Below are 15,782 nucleotides of genomic sequence, written 5' to 3'. Positions count from 1 at the left end.
ATACAAAGCGGCGCCTAATCTGGAGCCATGGGACTCACAGGAAAACTCGCAGAAGCGTTTAACGACCAGGTCACGCTGGAACTCCAGGCCTCCGTGGTCTACCGCCAGCTCGCCATCGAAATGGATGCCATCGACCTGCCCGGGATCGCCGGCTGGTTCCGCGCCCAGGCCGAGGAAGAAGTGGTCCACGCGAACAAGTTCATCGAGCACATGATGGACCGCGGCGCCCACCCGAAGATCCAGGCGATCACGGCTCCGACAATTTTCGCCGAGACCGTGCTGCAGGCGTTCGAAGCCTCGCTGGCACACGAGAAGAAGGTCTCCGAGTCGATCCGCGACCTGTACCGGCTCGCGCAGCAGGAGGGCGACATCGACTCCATCCCGCTGCTGAACTGGTTCGTCGACGAGCAGTTGGAGGAAGAAGCCACGGTCGGTGAGATCATCGGTCGGGTCAAGCTGGTCAACGACGACGGGCCCGGCCTGCTGCGCCTGGACGAGCAGCTCGGTTCCCGCACCGGCGAAGCCAGCAGCTAGCAAAGCGACGGACGACGTCGGTGCCCGGGCGGGCGCCGACGTCGCCTGCTCGTCACGGCCATCAGACGTGCTGGTCGACGATGACCGGGTTGCCGTCCGGGTCCTGCACAACGAAGCTGGCAGGACCGGTGGTTGCCTCGTCTGCTTCCGACAGGAATTCCACGCCCTCCGCTTTCAATTGCCGCTGGAGGTCGCGCACGTCGGTGAAGGAACCAAGGGCTTCGGCGTTCTGATTCCAGCCAGGGTTGAAGGTCAGGGCGTTCTTGTCGAACATCCCCTGGAAGAGTCCGATGACGGCCTCACCGTTCTTCAGAATCAGCCAGTTCTGCGTGATGTCACCGCCGTGCTTGCTGAACCCGAGTTTCTCGTAGAACGCGGCAGAAGCCGCAATGTCCTTCACTGCGAGGCTGAGCGAAAAAGCGCCGAGTTGCATGTGTTGCTCCATTCTCCGGGACCCTGGACTCCTCGCATCATAGCCACGGCGTGTCCGGGGTAGAGCACCCTGGACGCAGGGACCCGGGGCCAGGACGGCGGGAGCGGCCAGCCCATGCTCCGGCGGCCCGGAGCTAGGGCTCCGGGTTGGGCCGATGGTCCTTTCGGTCGCGGACACGCTGCTCGTGCTCCAGCCGGCGGTGCTCCTCGCGCTCGTGTTCGAGTGCTATCAGTTCCGGATGGTTCAGCCGCGAATGCTGGCGGCCGTAGAGGAAGTAGATGGCGAAGCCGATAAGCAGCCAGACAGCGAAGCGCACCCACGTGAGCGTGGTCAGGTTCAGCATCAGCCAGAAGCACAGCACCGCGGAGAGGATCGGCACCACGGGCGAGCCCGGGACACGGTAGGCGCGGGGCAGATCCGGCCGCTTCCTCCTGAGCACGACGATGCCGATGCTCACCAGCACGAAGGCTGAGAGGGTGCCGATGTTGATCATTTCTTCCAGAACGTCCACGTTGGTGAACCCCGCCACTAAGGCAACCAGGGCCCCGGCCAGGATTTGCACGCGCGCCGGGGTTTTTTGGTGCTCCGTTGTGTGGCTGAGCCATCGCGGCAGCAGGCCGTCACGGCTCATCGCGAAGGCAACCCGGGCGAGGCCCATCAACAGGACCATGATGACGGTGGTAAGCCCGATCAGGATGCCGACCGAAATGACCTGCGCGGCCCAGTCCGCCCCGACTCCTATGAACGCCGTGGCCAGCGAGGCCTCATCGGCTTCCGCCAGCTCCCGGTAGGAGACCATGCCCGTCAGGGCCAGGGTGACCAGGATGTACAGCACGGTCACGATCGCCAGGCCGCCGAAAATACCCCGCGGCAGCGTCTTTTGCGGGTTGCGCACCTCTTCCGCGCTCGTAGCCACGACGTCGAATCCAATGAAGGCGAAGAAAACCAGTGCCGCACCCGCCAGGATGCCCACCACGCCGTACTGCTGGGGCTCGGCACCGCTGAGGAAGGAGAAGAGCGACTGCGTCCAGACGTTCCCCCCGGCGCTCGCGGTGGCGACCGGATCCGGCACGAACGGTGTGTAGTTTTCTGCCCGTACGTACGTGAAGCCGACGACGATCACGAACAGGACAATGGCAACCTTGATGATGGTGAACACGTTGTTCACCCGGGCCGACAGCTCGGTGCCAAGGACCAGCAGGGTCGTGAAGACGGCAACGATCAGCAGCGGGCCCCAGGTAAGCTCCAGGCCGAGGACATTCACCGTGGTCGGGACATTGACGTCAAAGAGCAGGAAGACGTTGCTGAGATAGATCCCCCAATATTTCGCGATGACGGCCCCTGCCGTGAACAGCTCCAGAATCAGGTCCCAGCCGATGATCCAGGCCAGCAGTTCGCCCAGGGTTGCGTAGGTATAGGTGTAGGCGCTGCCGGCCACGGGAATGGCCGACGCGAACTCGGCGTAGCACATGATGGCCAGCGCGCAGGTGATGGCCGCCAACACGAAGGACACCGTCACGGCCGGGCCGGCGTAGCTGCCGGCGGCCTTCGCACCGACGGAAAAGATGCCGGCCCCGACGGCGACTGCCACACCGAGGACCATCAGGTCGAAGGTGCTGAGCGTGCGTTTCAGCTCGCGCCCCGGCTCCGTCATATCCGCGATGGACTGCTCGATTGATTTGGTCCGAAAGAGGCTCATGGGACCAGTATTCTCAGGATGGCCTACCCTCGATACCCTTCGCCGGGAAGAGGGTGCGGCAACCCGCAAAACGGATCGTTCCAGCACTCCGCGGGGCGACTCCGGGACGCCCGGTTGGCGAGGTGGCCGCCGCGATTTTGGTATCCCTCAGCCCGCGAAACCGATCCGGCTGACCAGAGCCGGCAGTGTCATCTCGACGCCGGCGCTTCGATCTTCCGGGGGTAGGGGCTGACCGCCCCGTTTGAGGTTGCAGGGCCGTCGACGTCGTGGCTCAGCAGTGCCGCCTTTGAGGCCGACCGTGCGGCACCGCGGGGTCACCCGATGGCCACTAAGTCCTGGGAGTTCGCGCCAGCCCCGCCGGTCGGTGCCGGGAGGGCGGAGGCACATGTTCCGGCGGCCGCGGCAACCAGCTCTGCAGGCACACCGGAGGCCAGTGCGGCGGTTGTCTGCTCCTGGAAGACGACCTTCGCCTGGTCGAGCGCCCATTCCGCCGCCTCGACTTGTCCCGCGCGGACCGTAACTGCTTCCAGTGCTTTCTTCTGCCCGGGGGTCAGATCGGAAACCGACTGGACCTGTCCTTCAGGGAGTGCGCCTGCTTCTGGTGGCCGCCCGGTATAGATCGTGGAGTCCAGCTCCGCAATGGACAGGGGCAGCGTGTTGGGTTCGTTCACGGGATCCATCGGTGTCCCTTTCAAGGGAAAATGCAGCGCTTCTTCCTGTGGCGGGAGGGCGCTTTCTGCGTGGTGGAGACAGACAGGCCCGTCTCCTGAGTCGAAGCCTACAGCAAAGGCCCAGCACCGAGGCTAAACCATTGACCATTCAAAGGTCAGTTTGCTTATAATCCTGCATGCCCGATCTTTCGAAATGGCCCATGCCCCGGCTCCTGTCCACAGCCGCGAGGCTTGTCGAATACGAGTGGAACGAGCAGTTGGCTTCCCTCGGCCTGACCCACGCCGGAGCAACGGTGCTGGAAATCCTGGCCGTCGAGGGGCCGATGGCGCAGGCGCAGCTGGCAAAGCGCGTGCGGGTGCAGCCCCAGACCGTGGGCAAGACCCTGGCACGGCTGGAAGCGACTGGCTACATATCCCGAGCCCGCAGCAAAAACGACCGCCGCGAGCAACGGGTTAACATCTCGGAGCGAGGCGAGGCGACCTTCCAACACGTGGTGAAACTGGGACAGGAGCTTTTGGGCGAGGACGACGGCGAGATCGAGGAGCTCAAGACGCGGCTCGTCGGTGTCATTCGTGACCTCGGTAACGACAGGTTTGGCATCAAGAGGCCCTTGCGCCCCACCTAGCCGGCAGAGACGCAACGGAATCGTCTACGTTGGCTGAGGCCGCCGCCATGCCTTCGACGGTTGTTCTTGGCCACTGGCCGTGGACAAGGGACGCACTCAGTTTGATGGCCGAGCTACAGGGAATGGGCTGAACACCAGTTGGAAGCCGTCGTCGACTGGGAAACGGCGGACCCCGATCTTGTACACCGGCTCAAGGTATTCCGGGACCAGGACCTCGGACGGTGTGCCGGCTGCGACCACCCGGCTTTCGTTGAGTAGCAGGACGCGGTCGCAGTAGGCAGCGGCGAGGTTGAGGTCGTGCAGGACCACGACGATGGCATGGTTGTTGGTCCCCGCCAGATCGCGCACCAGCTTGAGGATCTCGTGTTGATAGCGGATGTCCAGATGATTGGTCGGTTCGTCGAGCAGCAGGTGCGTGGCTTCCTGCGCCAGCGCCCGGGCGATCAGTACCCGCTGCCGTTCCCCGCCGGAGAGCAGCTCGAAGCTCTGGTCCGCCTGGCCAAGCATGCCGACCCGTTCCAGCGCGCGAGCGGCGGCCTGTTCGTCCCGCGCCTTACGCCGACCCAGCCGCGGCTGGTGCGGGGTGCGGCCCAGCAGCACCATGTCGGAAACCAGCAGCGGCAGGTCGCCCGGCGTCTCCTGCACGACCACGGAGACCGTCCTCGCGCGCTCCTGTGCGTTGAGGCGGAGCAGTTCCGTGTGGTCCAGCATGACGGTGCCGGCGTGCGGGGCCAGTGATCCGTACAGGATCCGCAGCAGGGTGCTCTTGCCGCTGCCGTTCGGTCCCACCAGGCCGAGGACTTCGCCGTGCCGGGCGTGGAGGTCAACGCGGTCCAGGACGTTGCGGGAGCCGTAGGAAAAGGAGATGCCGGAGCCGGAAATCACTGGCCGAACCGCTCGGCGATCCGCTCGAGTCCGGTGACCGACAGCGGGGACGGCGGCTCGGTGAAGTTGAACAGTTGCACGAGGATGTCATCGTTGGCGACGGCGGTCATGGAGGAGGCTCCCTTTAAAGACGTCACGGCGTCGGCGACCTCGCGTGGGTCCCCGGCGGAGTGGAGCAGGATCAGGACATCGGGGTTACGGCCAATGAGTTCCTCGCGCGTGACCTCGAAGACCCGCTGGTCGACGTCGTCGAAAACGTTTTTCAGCCCGGCGGCTTCCAACTGCGGCTGGGCCATGGACTTGGTGCCGTAGGCGTAGGTGCTTCCGCCGCCGACTGTCGGGTAGAGGACGGCTGCAGTGCGGTCGCCGGTGCCGGCCGTCTTGGCGGTGATTTGCTCCACCTTGGCCTTGAGCTCGCCGGCTGCTTTCTCCGCCCGGTTTTCGACGTCGAACACCTTGCCGTAGGTGCGGAGCCGATCTTCAACAGTGCGGAACTCCGGCGATTGCGGGGCGTCGGGGCAAAAGGACGGTTCCTGCAGCATCGGGATGCCGGCGGCGGCAAGTGTTTCACGGTTGAGGTTCTCAGCCGAGCCGAGGACGAGGTCCGGTTTCTGCGCCAGGACGACTTCCTGCGAAATCTGCAGATGCCCCGTTGTGTCCAAGCGGTCGGTCAAGAGCGGAATGCGGGCGAGTTCGGTTTCGGTGGCTGGGTCGAAGTATTCGGACGGGTAGACGCCCGCGCGGGCCACGACCGTTTCCATGACACCCAGTGCTGCCAGGTAGGAAACCGGTGAACTGTCCAGCAGGACAACCCGTTCCGGCGGCGCCTTCAGGGTGACTGCTGCGCCGCAATTGGTGACGGTCAGCGGGTACCCATCGGCCTCGGGGGCCCCGGCGTTTTCGGCGTTCCCGGCGCTCCCGAAAGTCCCGGCGCAGCCGGCCAAGCCGAAGGCCAATGCCGCCGCGGCTGCGGCGGACAGCAGGTGGGCGGCAGCTTTCATGAATTCTCCTCAGGCTAGTGGATGTGAGCGATAACGCGGGGGTGGGGTAAACACTCAGCCCGCCGGGCGCATCCTGCGGATGAGGTAAAGCAGGAAGGGAGCCCCGATGAAAGCCGTGATGATCCCGATCGGCAATTCCTGCGGCTGCAGCAGGGTCCGAGCGAGCAGGTCGGCCCAGATCAGGAAAATCCCGCCGAGCAGGGCAGAGACCGGGACGACCCGTGAGTGGGCGGCGCCGACCAGCCTGCGGGCCACATGCGGAACTACCAGTCCAACGAAACCGATCGATCCGGAGGCCGCGACGACCACGCCGATGCACAGGGAGATGATGACCAGTAGTTGGGTGCGGAACCTGCCGGGTGCAACGCCGACAATGTGCGCGGTTTCGTCACCGATGGCCAGAGCGTCCAAACGCCGTCCGCTGAGAGCCAGCAGGCAAGTGGTTATCAGGACCACCACGACGACGATCGCCAGCGGGCTTCCCCACCTGGCCAGGGCCAGGGACCCAAGCAGCCAGAACATCACGGAGCGGGCGCCCTCTGCGGAGCCCGAGGCGAAGATCAGGAAGCTGGTCACGGCGGTCAGCGCGTACCCGATCGCAACGCCGGCCAGCAGCAACCGGATTGAGGTTACCCGTCCGGCCGAGCGTGCGACCAGGAAGACCATCATCGACGCGGTCAGCGCACCGATGAAGGCGCTCGCGGGCAGTGCGTGTTCGCCCACACCCAGACCGACGCCGAACAAAATCATGGCTGCCGCGCCACTGGAAGCCCCCGAATTTATGCCGAGCAAGTAGGGGTCGGCCAGCACGTTGCGCACCATTGCCTGCAGGGCTGCTCCGCATACCGCCAATCCGGCGCCAACAGCGCATCCGAGCAGCACGCGGGGCAGCCTCACGTCCCAAACAATTGCAGAGGCTGTTGGATCAGGCTGATACGCGGACAGTTGGCCGGGCATATGCGACCAGATCACTTGGGCTACGGTCGCGGTATTCAGCATGACGGGCCCGGTCGCCACGGACAGCACCATTCCGGCGACGAGAAGCGCGGCCAGCGCCAGGACCCAGAAGAGATGGCGACGCCGGAGCCTTGACCGCAGCAGCGGGTCCGAGTCGCATGAGGTGTGGCCGTCGCGTACGTCGCGTTCGCGCGGGGTAGGGGCCGGTGACGGGAAGAAGATCATGCCTCCAACAAGGCTCGGTCAGTACTTGCGAAGATTCAGTGGTTGCTGGCCGAACCAGCGGTGGCGGAGCAGATCGACGGCGGCGTGCAGCATTCCGTTCAGCGTGTCGGTGCTGCGGGACAGGGCGCGCAGGGCGAAGCCGGGGCCGTTGAGCAGCGACAGGCCGAGCTGCCCGCCGGGGTCCATCGGGGCCAGCAGGTCCTGCAACTCCCGCACCAGGACGTCGTCCACCCGGGGATCGACCACGAGCATCGAGCCCAGGTGTGAATAGTCCTCGAGGAAGAGCATGCTGGACAGCGGCGCGTCCGGATCGGCGGGGCGGATCAACAGGTTGTCCAGGGCGAGCAGGCGGCCGTCGCGGTAGATGTCGTTGCGGATGCGCACCTCCTCATACCGGAAGGGCCTGCCGTCCGGGGACCAGCCGGGAGTGACCACGTCACACATCACCAGGGAGGAGTCCGCGGCGAGTTCGACGACGGTCTCCTGTCGGTAGGTGGCGTCCAGGTACGCGATGAGCTGGTCGGGCAGGTACTCCAGGCTTGCACCGGGGCCGAGCCGGAACCGGGTGTGTTGCACGGCCGGATCGCCCGGCGTCCGGTAGATCTTGGTGGCGGACTGGGTGGTCAGCAGCAGGCGGGCCTGGTCCTCGACTTGGACGTCCACCTCGTAGACGTCCCCTCCCAGGTAGCCGCCGCCCGGGTTCACGATCGTGTAAGCGACCTGGGCGGACGCGTCCAGGTAGTGCGGGCGGATGACGCGCAGCGCGCCCTGGTGGTATTGCGAGGTGGCGACGCCGCGGCCGCCGCGCTGGCCCACCGTCAGGCGCAGCTCACCGGTGGGAAGCTGCACGCCCGCCGGCTGGGCCGCGCTCATTGTGCCAGGTCCTGCATCAGCACGTCGCGGCGGAGCCAGGCGATGACCTTGTCCAGGCCCTCGTCCGTCTTCAGGTTGGTGAAGCAGAACGGCCTGTCTCCGCGGAATTCCTTCGAGTCGGACTCCATCACCGACAGGTCGGCGCCCACGAACGGCGCCAGGTCGGTCTTGTTGATGATGAACAGGTCCGACTTGATCATGCCCTGGCCGGCCTTGCGCGGGATCTTCTCGCCCTGCGCCACGTCGATGATGTAGATGGAAAAGTCCACCAGTTCCGGACTGAACGTCGCCGAAAGGTTGTCGCCCCCGCTTTCGATGAACACGACCTGCAGGTCCGGGTGCCGGTTGATCAATTCGTCCACGGCGGCGGAGTTCATTGAGGTGTCCTCGCGGATGGCGGTGTGCGGGCAGCCGCCGGTTTCGATGCCGATGATCCGGTCCAGCGGCAGCACGCCGTTGGCGGCCAGGATCTTCGCGTCCTCAATGGTGTAGATGTCGTTGGTGATGGCGGCCATGGAGATTTCGCCGGACAGGTGCCGGGTCAGGCGCTCGACCAGCTGGGTCTTGCCGGCGCCGACGGGGCCGCCGATACCGATCTTGATGGGTTCCATTGTCTTACTCCTTGTTCCGTGGGCCGGCCGCGGGCGGCCGGGTCTTGTGGTGGCGGCGGCACGTCAGGACATGAACATGCGGGCGCGCTGCCGCTCGTGGCGCATTTGGGCGATTTCCAGTCCCGGGGCGGCGGCGCCGAAATCGCCGCGTCCCAGTCCGGCGATCCTCGCCGTGGCCGCGGCGATCTCCGGATGGGCCTGGCGCAGCACCCGCTGCCCGGCGTCCTGGCCGATCGGGATGCCGCGGATGGCGTTCTGCGTCAGCGACGTCGCCGTCGAAAACAGGTAGGTGCCCAGCAGCTCCGGCAGCGGAACGTGCAGGCTGCGCCCGGCGATGGCGAACGCCAGCGCCGGATGCCCGCTGCACTCGCCGCTGGCGACGTCCTCGCGGTACTGCTCGATCTCGTCGCTGTCGAGGATGACCGAGGCGATCTGGAGCATCCGCGCGCCCATTTTCACGCCCGCCTCGCGCACCTGCCGCGGCAGGGCCTGCGCCGCCAGCATCGCGTCCAGCTCCCGCAGCTCCGCCGTCGAGCGGGCTTCCAGGGCCAGCCGGATGGCAAGGCCGTCGCTGTACGTCAGCTGGGTGTGGATGAACTGGCCGAGCCAGACCGCGAAGGTCTTCTCGTCACGGACCAGCCCGCGTGTCAGGAACGTCTCGAGCCCGAACGAGTGGCTGAAGGCGCCCGTGGGCAGGGCGGAGTCGGCCAGCTGCAGCAGGGGCAGCAGGTACGACGACGGGTGGCGCCCGGGTGCCTCAGTGCGTGTGTTCGGCATGTCGAAACGGCACGGGCATGACCCGCTCCTGCCGGGAGTAGGGCACCTGCATGTGCTGCAGATAGTCTTCGACGGTGTGGTCGTACTGCACCACCATGACCTCCGCCCGGTAGTCGCTTGCGGCGTCGAAAAACTGCGCCTGCAGGTGCCGGTTGCCCAGGCTGTGGGCCACCACGCCCATCTCCCGGATGGTGCGCGGGGCGATCACCAGCACGTCCGTGGGCAAGACGCTGACCACGATGACGTTCGACTCGTCGCGGAACAGGATGTCGCCGTCGCGCAGGTCTCCCGGCGTGGCCAGGCGGATGCCGATTTCGCGGCCGTGATCGGTGGTCACGCGCTGGACGCGTTTGACCAGTTCGCTGCTGGGAAGTGCCACCTTCTCCTCGTGCAGGCCGGCAAGCTCCGCGTGCGGAAGATCGTGCCGGTTGGCGATGACGCGCTCAATAATCATTGACTACGTCCTTTCGGGTATAGCTCGGTCTAGAACAGGAAGTAGCGCTGGGCCATGGGGAGCACGGTCGAGGGCTCGCAGGTCGCTACTTCACCGTTGACCGTGACGGTGTAGGTTTGCGGGTCGACCTGGATGTCCGGGGTCTCCCCGTTGTACTTCAGGTCGGCCTTGGTCAGGGTGCGGATGCCGTGGGCCGCGCGGACGGTCCGGCGCAGGTTCAGCCGGTCCGGGATGCCCTCGTCGATGGCGATCTTCGGCATGAACGTGATCGAGGACGAGTGCACGGCGCTGCCCAACGCCCCGAAGTTGTGCCGCAGGGTCCGCGGCTGCGGGGTAGGAATGGAACCGTTCGCGTCGCCCATGATGGACTGCACGATTTGTCCGCCCTTGATCACCATCTCCGGTTTGACGCCGAAGAAGGCCGGATCCCAAAGCACCAGGTCGGCGAACTTACCCACCTCGACGCTGCCGACGGAGTCGGCGATGCCGTGGGCGAGCGCGGGGTTGATGGTGTACTTGGCGACGTAGCGCTTGAGTCGGAAGTTGTCGCCGATTTCCGGGTCTTGCTCGAACTTGCCCCGCTGGCGCTTCATGGCATCCGCCACCTGCCAGGTCCGCAGCACCATCTCGCCGACACGGCCCATGGCCTGGGCGTCCGAGCTGGTGATCGAGAAGACGCCGAGGTCGTGCAGCACGTCTTCGGCGGCGATGGTCTCCTTGCGGATCCGGGAGTCGGCGAAGGCCACGTCTTCGGGAATGTCCGGGTTCAGGTGGTGGGCGACCATGAGCATGTCCAGATGCTCGTCGAGCGTGTTGGTGGTGTAGGGCAGGGTCGGGTTGGTCGAAGCCGGCAGGACGTTGGGCAGCCCGGCGACGCGGATGATGTCCGGGGCGTGCCCTCCGCCGGCGCCTTCGGTGTGGAAGGTGTGGATCACGCGGCCGTCGATGGCGCGGATGGTGTCCTCCACGAAACCGCATTCGTTGAGGGTGTCCGCGTGGATGGCGACCTGCACGTCGAACTCGTCGGCGATCCGCAGCGACATGTCGATCGAGGAGGTTGTGGCGCCCCAGTCCTCGTGCACCTTGAAGCCGATGGCCCCGGCCCGGATTTGTTCGGCCAGCGGACCGCGCGCGCTGGCGTGGCCCTTGGCAAGCAGTCCGATGTTGATCGGCAGGTCGTCCACCGCCTGCAGCATCCGGCCGATGTGCCATGGCCCCGGCGTCACGGTGGTCGCCTTGGAGGCATCCGACGGCCCGGCGCCGCCGCCGATCAGGGTGGTGACGCCGTTCGCCAGGGCCACCGGCACCTGGTCGGGGCTGATGAAGTGCACGTGCGTATCGATGCCGCCGGCGGTGAGGATCTTGTGCTCCCCGGCGATCACGTCCGTCGCGGCACCAATGGTGATGTCGACGCCGTCGGAGATGTCCGGGTTGCCGGCCTTGCCGATCTTGAAGATGTGCCCGTCCCGCAGTGCCACGTCGGCCTTGTAGATGCCGCTGTAGTCCAGCACGACGACGTTGGTGATGACCGTGTCCGGAATATCCTGGTCGCGGGTGCGCTGTCCGTTCTGGCCCATGCCGTCCCGGATGACCTTCCCGCCGCCGAAGACCACTTCCTCGCCGTAGCGGGTGTAGTCGTGTTCGATCTCCAGCAGCAGGTCGGTGTCCGCGAGCCGAATCGCATCGCCGGTGGTCGGCCCGTACATCTCCGCATAGTGCCTGCGGTTCATCTCGAAGCTCATCGCTGTTCCTCCCCGCCGCCGTCGGTCTTCTCCGCGGCAGTTTGCTCGGTCTTCTCCGTGGCCTCGCCGCGCCCGCCCGCCTTCTTGGCGGCGCCGCCGGCCTTCGGGCCGCGGGATTCGTCGACCGGGTCCATGCCGTACGTGGTGTGGAAGCCGGCCGTCTCGACGCCGACGTTTGGCAGGTCGATGTCGTATTCGGCCGCCAGTTCGGGCTCGGCCTCGGCGTTGATGCCGGCGGTGCCGCCGATGGCGTCGGTGTAGGCCGGGGGGACGCTGGCGCCGAGCGACCCGTTCATGTGGTTCCGGAAGCCGTAGACCTCGCGGCTCCCGGCAATCTCCACCAGGTGCACGCTGCGCGCGTCGCCGGGCTCGAATCGCACGGCCGTGCCCGCCGGAATGTCCAGCCGAAAGCCGCGCGCCGCGACCCGGTCCATATCGAGCGCCGGATTAACCTCGGCGAAGTGGTAGTGCGACCCGACCTGGACCGGCCGGTCGCCCCGGTTAGTCACGTTCATGATGCGGGTCTCGGCGCCCTCGTTGCAGATGATGGGCTCGCCGCGCAGGATGTATTCTCCCGGTTTCATGGGTGTTCTCCTCAGGCTCAGCGAATCGGGTTATGGACGGTGACCAGCTTGGTGCCGTCGGGGAACGTGGCCTCGACCTGCACATCGGCGATCATCTCCGCCACGCCGTCCATGACGTCGCCGCGGGAGAGGATCGTGGTCCCGTAGCTCATCAGGTCCGCGACCGTCCGGCCGTCGCGGGCGCCCTCAATCAGTTCATAGGTGATCAGGGCCACCGCTTCGGGATGGTTGAGTTTCAGGCCGCGCTGCTGGCGCCTTCTGGCAAGGTCGGCGGCGACCACAATCATGAGTTTTTCGTGCTCACGGGGCGTTAAATGCATGTAGAACTCCCTAGTCCTTAACAAAAAGAAGTGTCCACCCGTTATCTACAACCGGTCAGAGACTAGACCGGGAGGCCCGTGGATAAGGCAAGGATAGCCACGGAGATTGCACCCGGCAAATTGGTGGGAATCCGATGGCATCACCGCCTCGCAATTGCTTGACATCGAGCTCCCGGTGTCAGGTCACCGCTTCGCTCGTCCTGTTGAAGAGGCCGCGACCGGCGTCACACCGTCTCGGACCGGTAGCCCGGAGCGGGCGGGAGGACGCCTGCCTCGTCCCACCAAGCCAGCACCCGCGTGCCGTAGAACGTGAGCCACTTGGACGGCTCGCCCGGGGGCACGTCGATGTCGAACCAGGCGCGGCCGGGGTGGCGGCGTTCCTGCAGCCACGTGCCGTCGGGCCGGCGCGCGGACGCGATGAGCTTCATGGCGTCGACCAGCCGGGGATCGGGTGACGTGCCGTCGTGGAGCGCTGCCGACCTGAAGTAGTCCACGGCGTTCAGTGCGCTGTAGAGCCAGCGGAACGGGTAGGCAAAACGCGCAGCCCACGGCCCGACGAGTTCACCGGTGGACCGGGTGTACAGCAGCCGGCGTTCCAGCAGGTACTCTTCGCCGGCGTGGCGGGCGGCGCGGAGATCGTCGGAGCCCCCGGTGACGGACTCGTAGTACAGCAGCCCTTTCAAGGTGTTAAGCGTGGAATGGAAGGACGAGCGGGTGGAACCTTCGATCCATTCGCAGTTCCAGCCGCCGTCGGGCAGTTGGTGCTCGATGAACCAGGCGGCGATCCGGGCCACGTCCGCACCCAGCCACGCGCCGTTGGCCAGGGTGAAGGCGTTGATGCAGCAGTCCACTTCGCCGTCCCAGTACGGCAGGTTCTCGTACTCCCAGCGGCTGTTGGCGGCGAGCCGGCCGGCCGTGCCCGCGAGCACTGTTGCGTCGAGGCCCCAGTCACGGAGGGAATTGAGCGACCAGGTGGTGGCGGTCCACGGCTGTCCGGCACCCTCGGCTGCTTCGGGTCCCTGGAAGTCGAAGTCGCTGGGGAAGTAGGCCCCGCCGGCCCACTGGCCATCGGGGTCCTGGTGCGCGAGCAGCCGCGCGCCGAAACCCTCGGTGGCCACCCGCGCTTTCGTCGCCGCCCACTGCTGAGGCGGCGCATGTGCGAGGTCCCGTTCGACCTGCCAGCGCAGTGCCGGATCGGAGTCGAGCAGCCAGCCGACCAACGCCGCCTCGGGCTTCATGGTCAACAGAGTAGCGGCCCCCGTGAAAGAACAACATGGCTTCCGCGCTCCGCCCCGGTCGGGGAAGGGGACCGAAGGACTGCGCCGGGCGGGCACGACCTCGCGGTCGGAAGCCGCCGCCGCGGAAAAGTGGCCGCAGACGGTCAGAATGGGTGAATGCGATCACAGCGATGGGAGGCCAGACCGGGGCAGTTTGTTGAAGCCACGGTTGACGGACCTCCCGGCCAACATGCGAACGGAGCACCCTGATGAAGATACTGACCCCCGGACTGCCGCTGAATATCACCGACCTGAGACTGGGACACCTGCCCGTACCGGCTGCCCAAGTGGCCGAGGGTGCGCCCACTACCGGGCTGCACGGCTTGGGCCGGCTGGGCGACCTCGGCGTTGGCGTCTGGGAAATGTCCACCGGCAGCATGAACGATACGGAAGCCGACGAACTGTTTTTGGTCGTCTCCGGCAGCGCCACCGTGGAGTTCCACCACGAGGACGCCCATGACGCCGCCGGGACGGCGGTCCCGCTGGCCCCGGGCTCGCTGATGCTGCTGTCGGCAGGAATGCGCACCACGTGGACCGTGCACGAAACCCTGCGGAAGCTCTATCTCACGCCGGAGCGGGAACCCTCCGACGCGGAGTGATGCATCGAAAGAAGGGCGACGTCGGTGCCCGGCTGAGCACCGACGTCGTCCCATAACCGGTGGAAGCTACTTGACCCTGTCCTTGAGGAACTGCACGGACCGGCTCCAGGCCAGCTTGGCCTCCTCGGGACGGTAGTTGCCCTGCGGGTTCTCGTCATTGTGGAAGGCGTGCGGGGCGTCGTAGAAGTAGTAGGTCACTTCCGCGCCGGACTCGCGGCGGATCTGCTCCTCCTGCGCCTTGGCCTTCTCCACCGGGTAGGACGAGTCCTGTTCGCCGTAGTGGCCCTGGATGGCGGCGCGGACCCCTTCGTACGACGTGGGCACGCCCTGGCCCACGCCGTAGAACGGAACGGCCGCGCTGATGCGCTCGCCCTGCTGCGCGGCCAGCGCCAGCACAAAGCCGCCGCCCATGCAGAAACCGATGGCACCCACGGTGGAACTGGTGACCGACTCGTGGGCCAGCAGGTAGTCCACGGCGCCGGCCAGCAGCCGGGCGCCTTCCTGTTCCGGCAGCTTGGACATCATCGCGGCGGCCTCCTTGCCGTCGTGGGCGATGCGTCCGCCGTAGAGGTCCGGTGCCAGCGCGACGAAACCTTCGGCGGCGAGGCGGTCGGCAACATCGCGGATGTGATCCACCAGGCCCCACCACTCCTGGATGACGATGACGCCGGGGCCGGACCCTGACTCTGGTACGGCCAGATAACCGTGGGCCTCGGTGCCTGCGGATTCGAACGCGACGTTCTGGTACGTCGGATTGTCGGCCAAAGTCCTACTCCTGATCACTCGGGGGCATTCGATGCCAGTCTAGGACAGCAGCGCATGTTGTCGTGCTTACCGGGACGGCGGAGGGCCCGGGGCATGGCCAAGCCGTTTGCCGGGGCGGAGAATCGGTCTATGGAACAGCTGAGGAAGACCTTCACCGCCCTTTCGATTGCTGCCGGGCTGGCCCTTACGCTCTCGGCCTGTGACGCCACCGGAGACGACATATCCCAGCCCGAACCGGGCCAGGCCCAGCCGGCAGAAACCCCGGCCGGGGCCGGCAACCCGAGCCCCGGCGGCACCGGATCTGCCATGCCCGGTGAACGCAATGCGAGGGCCGCTGTCGAAACCGCGGTCAATGCCGTCCACGGCAGTTCCGCGATCGAACTCGACTTCAGCGACCGGCTTCAGGCCTGGGAAGTGGACGTCTTCGACGTCGATGCCGAGATCGAGGTACAGGTCTCGCCGGACGGCAGCGAGGTGCTTGAGCAACGGGAATCCGGGGGTGCCGAACCGGAGAACTCCCGAGAGTTGGAGCAAACCAGGGTCTCCATGTCCGAGGCACTTGTCACCGCCGCGGAAGCCGAACCGGGGAACGTGGACGAAGTAACGCTGGGGAATGAGGACGGCCTCCCGGTGTGGGAGATCGAGATCGACCGCGAAGACGGCTCCAGCACCGACGTATTCATCGACGCCGTCACGGGGGAGCAAATCCGCTAAGAGGGCGAACCTTCCGAAGGCGCGCGCTGCGAGCG

18 protein-coding genes and 1 pseudogene are annotated in these 15,782 nt (G+C 66.2%); 4 read left to right on the top strand and 15 right to left on the bottom strand.

What is annotated here, in order from left to right:
• Positions 1–27: 27 nt before the first annotated feature.
• On the top strand, positions 28–534 hold the full coding sequence (locus AC5RVZ_RS07665) for a ferritin (protein WP_494000945.1): 507 nt from the start codon (positions 28–30) through the stop codon (positions 532–534).
• 61 nt (positions 535–595) lie between these two features.
• Here AC5RVZ_RS07665 and AC5RVZ_RS07660 read toward each other — a convergent pair whose 3' ends face one another.
• From AC5RVZ_RS07660 to AC5RVZ_RS07650, 3 genes are all read right to left on the bottom strand, one after another.
• Positions 596–967 (bottom strand): VOC family protein, encoded by a 372-nt coding sequence (locus tag AC5RVZ_RS07660; RefSeq protein ID WP_494065170.1) that lies wholly within the window; start codon positions 965–967, stop codon positions 596–598.
• A gap of 133 nt (positions 968–1,100) precedes the next feature.
• Entirely contained in the window at positions 1,101–2,666 is a 1,566-nt protein-coding gene (locus tag AC5RVZ_RS07655) for an amino acid permease (RefSeq protein ID WP_494065169.1), read from the bottom strand.
• A 314-nt stretch (positions 2,667–2,980) separates the two neighbouring features.
• On the bottom strand, positions 2,981–3,346 hold the full coding sequence (locus AC5RVZ_RS07650) for a hypothetical protein (RefSeq protein ID WP_494065168.1): 366 nt from the start codon (positions 3,344–3,346) through the stop codon (positions 2,981–2,983).
• A gap of 167 nt (positions 3,347–3,513) precedes the next feature.
• Here AC5RVZ_RS07650 and AC5RVZ_RS07645 point away from each other — a divergent pair, with 167 nt between their 5' ends.
• Positions 3,514–3,963 (top strand): MarR family winged helix-turn-helix transcriptional regulator, encoded by a 450-nt coding sequence (locus tag AC5RVZ_RS07645; protein ID WP_494065167.1) that lies wholly within the window; start codon positions 3,514–3,516, stop codon positions 3,961–3,963.
• Between the two features lie 96 nt (positions 3,964–4,059).
• Here the strand turns inward: AC5RVZ_RS07645 and AC5RVZ_RS07640 are convergent, their stop codons facing one another.
• The 11 genes and pseudogenes from AC5RVZ_RS07640 to AC5RVZ_RS07590 all read right to left on the bottom strand — a co-directional run bounded on the left by AC5RVZ_RS07640 (position 4,060) and on the right by AC5RVZ_RS07590 (position 13,630).
• Positions 4,060–4,848: an ABC transporter ATP-binding protein gene (locus tag AC5RVZ_RS07640; RefSeq protein ID WP_494065166.1), complete on the bottom strand. Its 789-nt coding sequence runs from the start codon at positions 4,846–4,848 to the stop codon at positions 4,060–4,062.
• Positions 4,845–5,849, bottom strand: a complete 1,005-nt coding sequence (locus tag AC5RVZ_RS07635; RefSeq protein WP_494065165.1) for an ABC transporter substrate-binding protein — start codon at positions 5,847–5,849, stop codon at positions 4,845–4,847. The genes AC5RVZ_RS07640 and AC5RVZ_RS07635 overlap by 4 nt, the downstream gene beginning before the upstream one ends.
• A gap of 54 nt (positions 5,850–5,903) precedes the next feature.
• Positions 5,904–7,031 carry a FecCD family ABC transporter permease gene (locus tag AC5RVZ_RS07630; protein ID WP_494065164.1) on the bottom strand — a complete coding sequence of 376 codons (1,128 nt, stop codon included), beginning with the start codon at positions 7,029–7,031 and terminating at the stop codon, positions 5,904–5,906.
• Between the two features lie 18 nt (positions 7,032–7,049).
• Complete coding sequence (locus tag AC5RVZ_RS07625) at positions 7,050–7,904, bottom strand: urease accessory protein UreD (RefSeq protein WP_494065163.1); 855 nt, start codon at positions 7,902–7,904, stop codon at positions 7,050–7,052.
• Complete coding sequence (gene ureG, locus AC5RVZ_RS07620; RefSeq protein ID WP_494065162.1) at positions 7,901–8,515, bottom strand: urease accessory protein UreG; 615 nt, start codon at positions 8,513–8,515, stop codon at positions 7,901–7,903. Before ureG ends, AC5RVZ_RS07625 begins: the two co-directional genes overlap by 4 nt.
• A 63-nt stretch (positions 8,516–8,578) precedes the next feature.
• Complete coding sequence (locus AC5RVZ_RS07615; RefSeq protein WP_494065161.1) at positions 8,579–9,292, bottom strand: urease accessory protein UreF; 714 nt, start codon at positions 9,290–9,292, stop codon at positions 8,579–8,581.
• Positions 9,273–9,746, bottom strand: coding sequence for an urease accessory protein UreE (gene ureE / locus AC5RVZ_RS07610; RefSeq protein ID WP_494065160.1), 474 nt, complete (start codon positions 9,744–9,746; stop codon positions 9,273–9,275). Before ureE ends, AC5RVZ_RS07615 begins: the two co-directional genes overlap by 20 nt.
• Positions 9,747–9,775: 29 nt before the next feature.
• Positions 9,776–11,488, bottom strand: coding sequence for an urease subunit alpha (gene ureC / locus AC5RVZ_RS07605; RefSeq protein WP_494000933.1), 1,713 nt, complete (start codon positions 11,486–11,488; stop codon positions 9,776–9,778).
• Between the two features lie 149 nt (positions 11,489–11,637).
• Positions 11,638–12,072, bottom strand: a pseudogene (locus tag AC5RVZ_RS07600) (urease subunit beta); the annotation flags it as partial.
• Between the two features lie 17 nt (positions 12,073–12,089).
• The gene (locus AC5RVZ_RS07595; RefSeq protein ID WP_494000932.1) at positions 12,090–12,392 is read right to left on the bottom strand and encodes an urease subunit gamma; all 303 of its coding nucleotides are present in this window, start codon (positions 12,390–12,392) and stop codon (positions 12,090–12,092) included.
• A 224-nt stretch (positions 12,393–12,616) separates the two neighbouring features.
• A complete protein-coding gene (locus tag AC5RVZ_RS07590) occupies positions 12,617–13,630 on the bottom strand; it encodes a squalene cyclase (protein ID WP_494065159.1) in 1,014 nt (337 codons plus the stop codon).
• A 248-nt stretch (positions 13,631–13,878) separates the two neighbouring features.
• On the opposite strand from AC5RVZ_RS07590, the gene AC5RVZ_RS07585 reads away from it, so the two are divergent.
• Positions 13,879–14,268: a cupin domain-containing protein gene (locus AC5RVZ_RS07585; protein WP_494065158.1), complete on the top strand. Its 390-nt coding sequence runs from the start codon at positions 13,879–13,881 to the stop codon at positions 14,266–14,268.
• 66 nt (positions 14,269–14,334) lie between these two features.
• On the opposite strand, the gene AC5RVZ_RS07580 is transcribed toward AC5RVZ_RS07585, so the two are convergent.
• Complete coding sequence (locus AC5RVZ_RS07580) at positions 14,335–15,033, bottom strand: dienelactone hydrolase family protein (RefSeq protein WP_494065157.1); 699 nt, start codon at positions 15,031–15,033, stop codon at positions 14,335–14,337.
• 129 nt (positions 15,034–15,162) lie between these two features.
• On the opposite strand from AC5RVZ_RS07580, the gene AC5RVZ_RS07575 reads away from it, so the two are divergent.
• Positions 15,163–15,747 (top strand): PepSY domain-containing protein, encoded by a 585-nt coding sequence (locus AC5RVZ_RS07575; protein ID WP_494065156.1) that lies wholly within the window; start codon positions 15,163–15,165, stop codon positions 15,745–15,747.
• The last annotated feature ends 35 nt before the right edge of the window (positions 15,748–15,782 follow it).

Source organism: Arthrobacter sp. Cza30 (assembly GCF_059090765.1).
Note: the sequence above shows the minus strand (reverse complement) of the source record. Positions and strands in the feature narration are given on the sequence as shown.

What these genes read in the sequence shown, in the direction of transcription:
- AC5RVZ_RS07665 (WP_494000945.1), top strand. Translation starts at nt 28, where the DNA reads ATGGGACTCACAGGAAAACTCGCAGAAGCGTTTAACGACCAGGTCACG.
- AC5RVZ_RS07660 (WP_494065170.1), bottom strand. Translation starts at nt 967, where the DNA reads ATGCAACTCGGCGCTTTTTCGCTCAGCCTCGCAGTGAAGGACATTGCG.
- AC5RVZ_RS07655 (WP_494065169.1), bottom strand. Translation starts at nt 2,666, where the DNA reads ATGAGCCTCTTTCGGACCAAATCAATCGAGCAGTCCATCGCGGATATG.
- AC5RVZ_RS07650 (WP_494065168.1), bottom strand. Translation starts at nt 3,346, where the DNA reads ATGGATCCCGTGAACGAACCCAACACGCTGCCCCTGTCCATTGCGGAG.
- AC5RVZ_RS07645 (WP_494065167.1), top strand. Translation starts at nt 3,514, where the DNA reads ATGCCCGATCTTTCGAAATGGCCCATGCCCCGGCTCCTGTCCACAGCC.
- AC5RVZ_RS07635 (WP_494065165.1), bottom strand. Translation starts at nt 5,849, where the DNA reads ATGAAAGCTGCCGCCCACCTGCTGTCCGCCGCAGCCGCGGCGGCATTG.
- AC5RVZ_RS07630 (WP_494065164.1), bottom strand. Translation starts at nt 7,031, where the DNA reads ATGATCTTCTTCCCGTCACCGGCCCCTACCCCGCGCGAACGCGACGTA.
- AC5RVZ_RS07625 (WP_494065163.1), bottom strand. Translation starts at nt 7,904, where the DNA reads ATGAGCGCGGCCCAGCCGGCGGGCGTGCAGCTTCCCACCGGTGAGCTG.
- ureG (WP_494065162.1), bottom strand. Translation starts at nt 8,515, where the DNA reads ATGGAACCCATCAAGATCGGTATCGGCGGCCCCGTCGGCGCCGGCAAG.
- AC5RVZ_RS07615 (WP_494065161.1), bottom strand. Translation starts at nt 9,292, where the DNA reads ATGCCGAACACACGCACTGAGGCACCCGGGCGCCACCCGTCGTCGTAC.
- ureE (WP_494065160.1), bottom strand. Translation starts at nt 9,746, where the DNA reads ATGATTATTGAGCGCGTCATCGCCAACCGGCACGATCTTCCGCACGCG.
- ureC (WP_494000933.1), bottom strand. Translation starts at nt 11,488, where the DNA reads ATGAGCTTCGAGATGAACCGCAGGCACTATGCGGAGATGTACGGGCCG.
- AC5RVZ_RS07595 (WP_494000932.1), bottom strand. Translation starts at nt 12,392, where the DNA reads ATGCATTTAACGCCCCGTGAGCACGAAAAACTCATGATTGTGGTCGCC.
- AC5RVZ_RS07590 (WP_494065159.1), bottom strand. Translation starts at nt 13,630, where the DNA reads ATGAAGCCCGAGGCGGCGTTGGTCGGCTGGCTGCTCGACTCCGATCCG.
- AC5RVZ_RS07585 (WP_494065158.1), top strand. Translation starts at nt 13,879, where the DNA reads ATGAAGATACTGACCCCCGGACTGCCGCTGAATATCACCGACCTGAGA.
- AC5RVZ_RS07575 (WP_494065156.1), top strand. Translation starts at nt 15,163, where the DNA reads ATGGAACAGCTGAGGAAGACCTTCACCGCCCTTTCGATTGCTGCCGGG.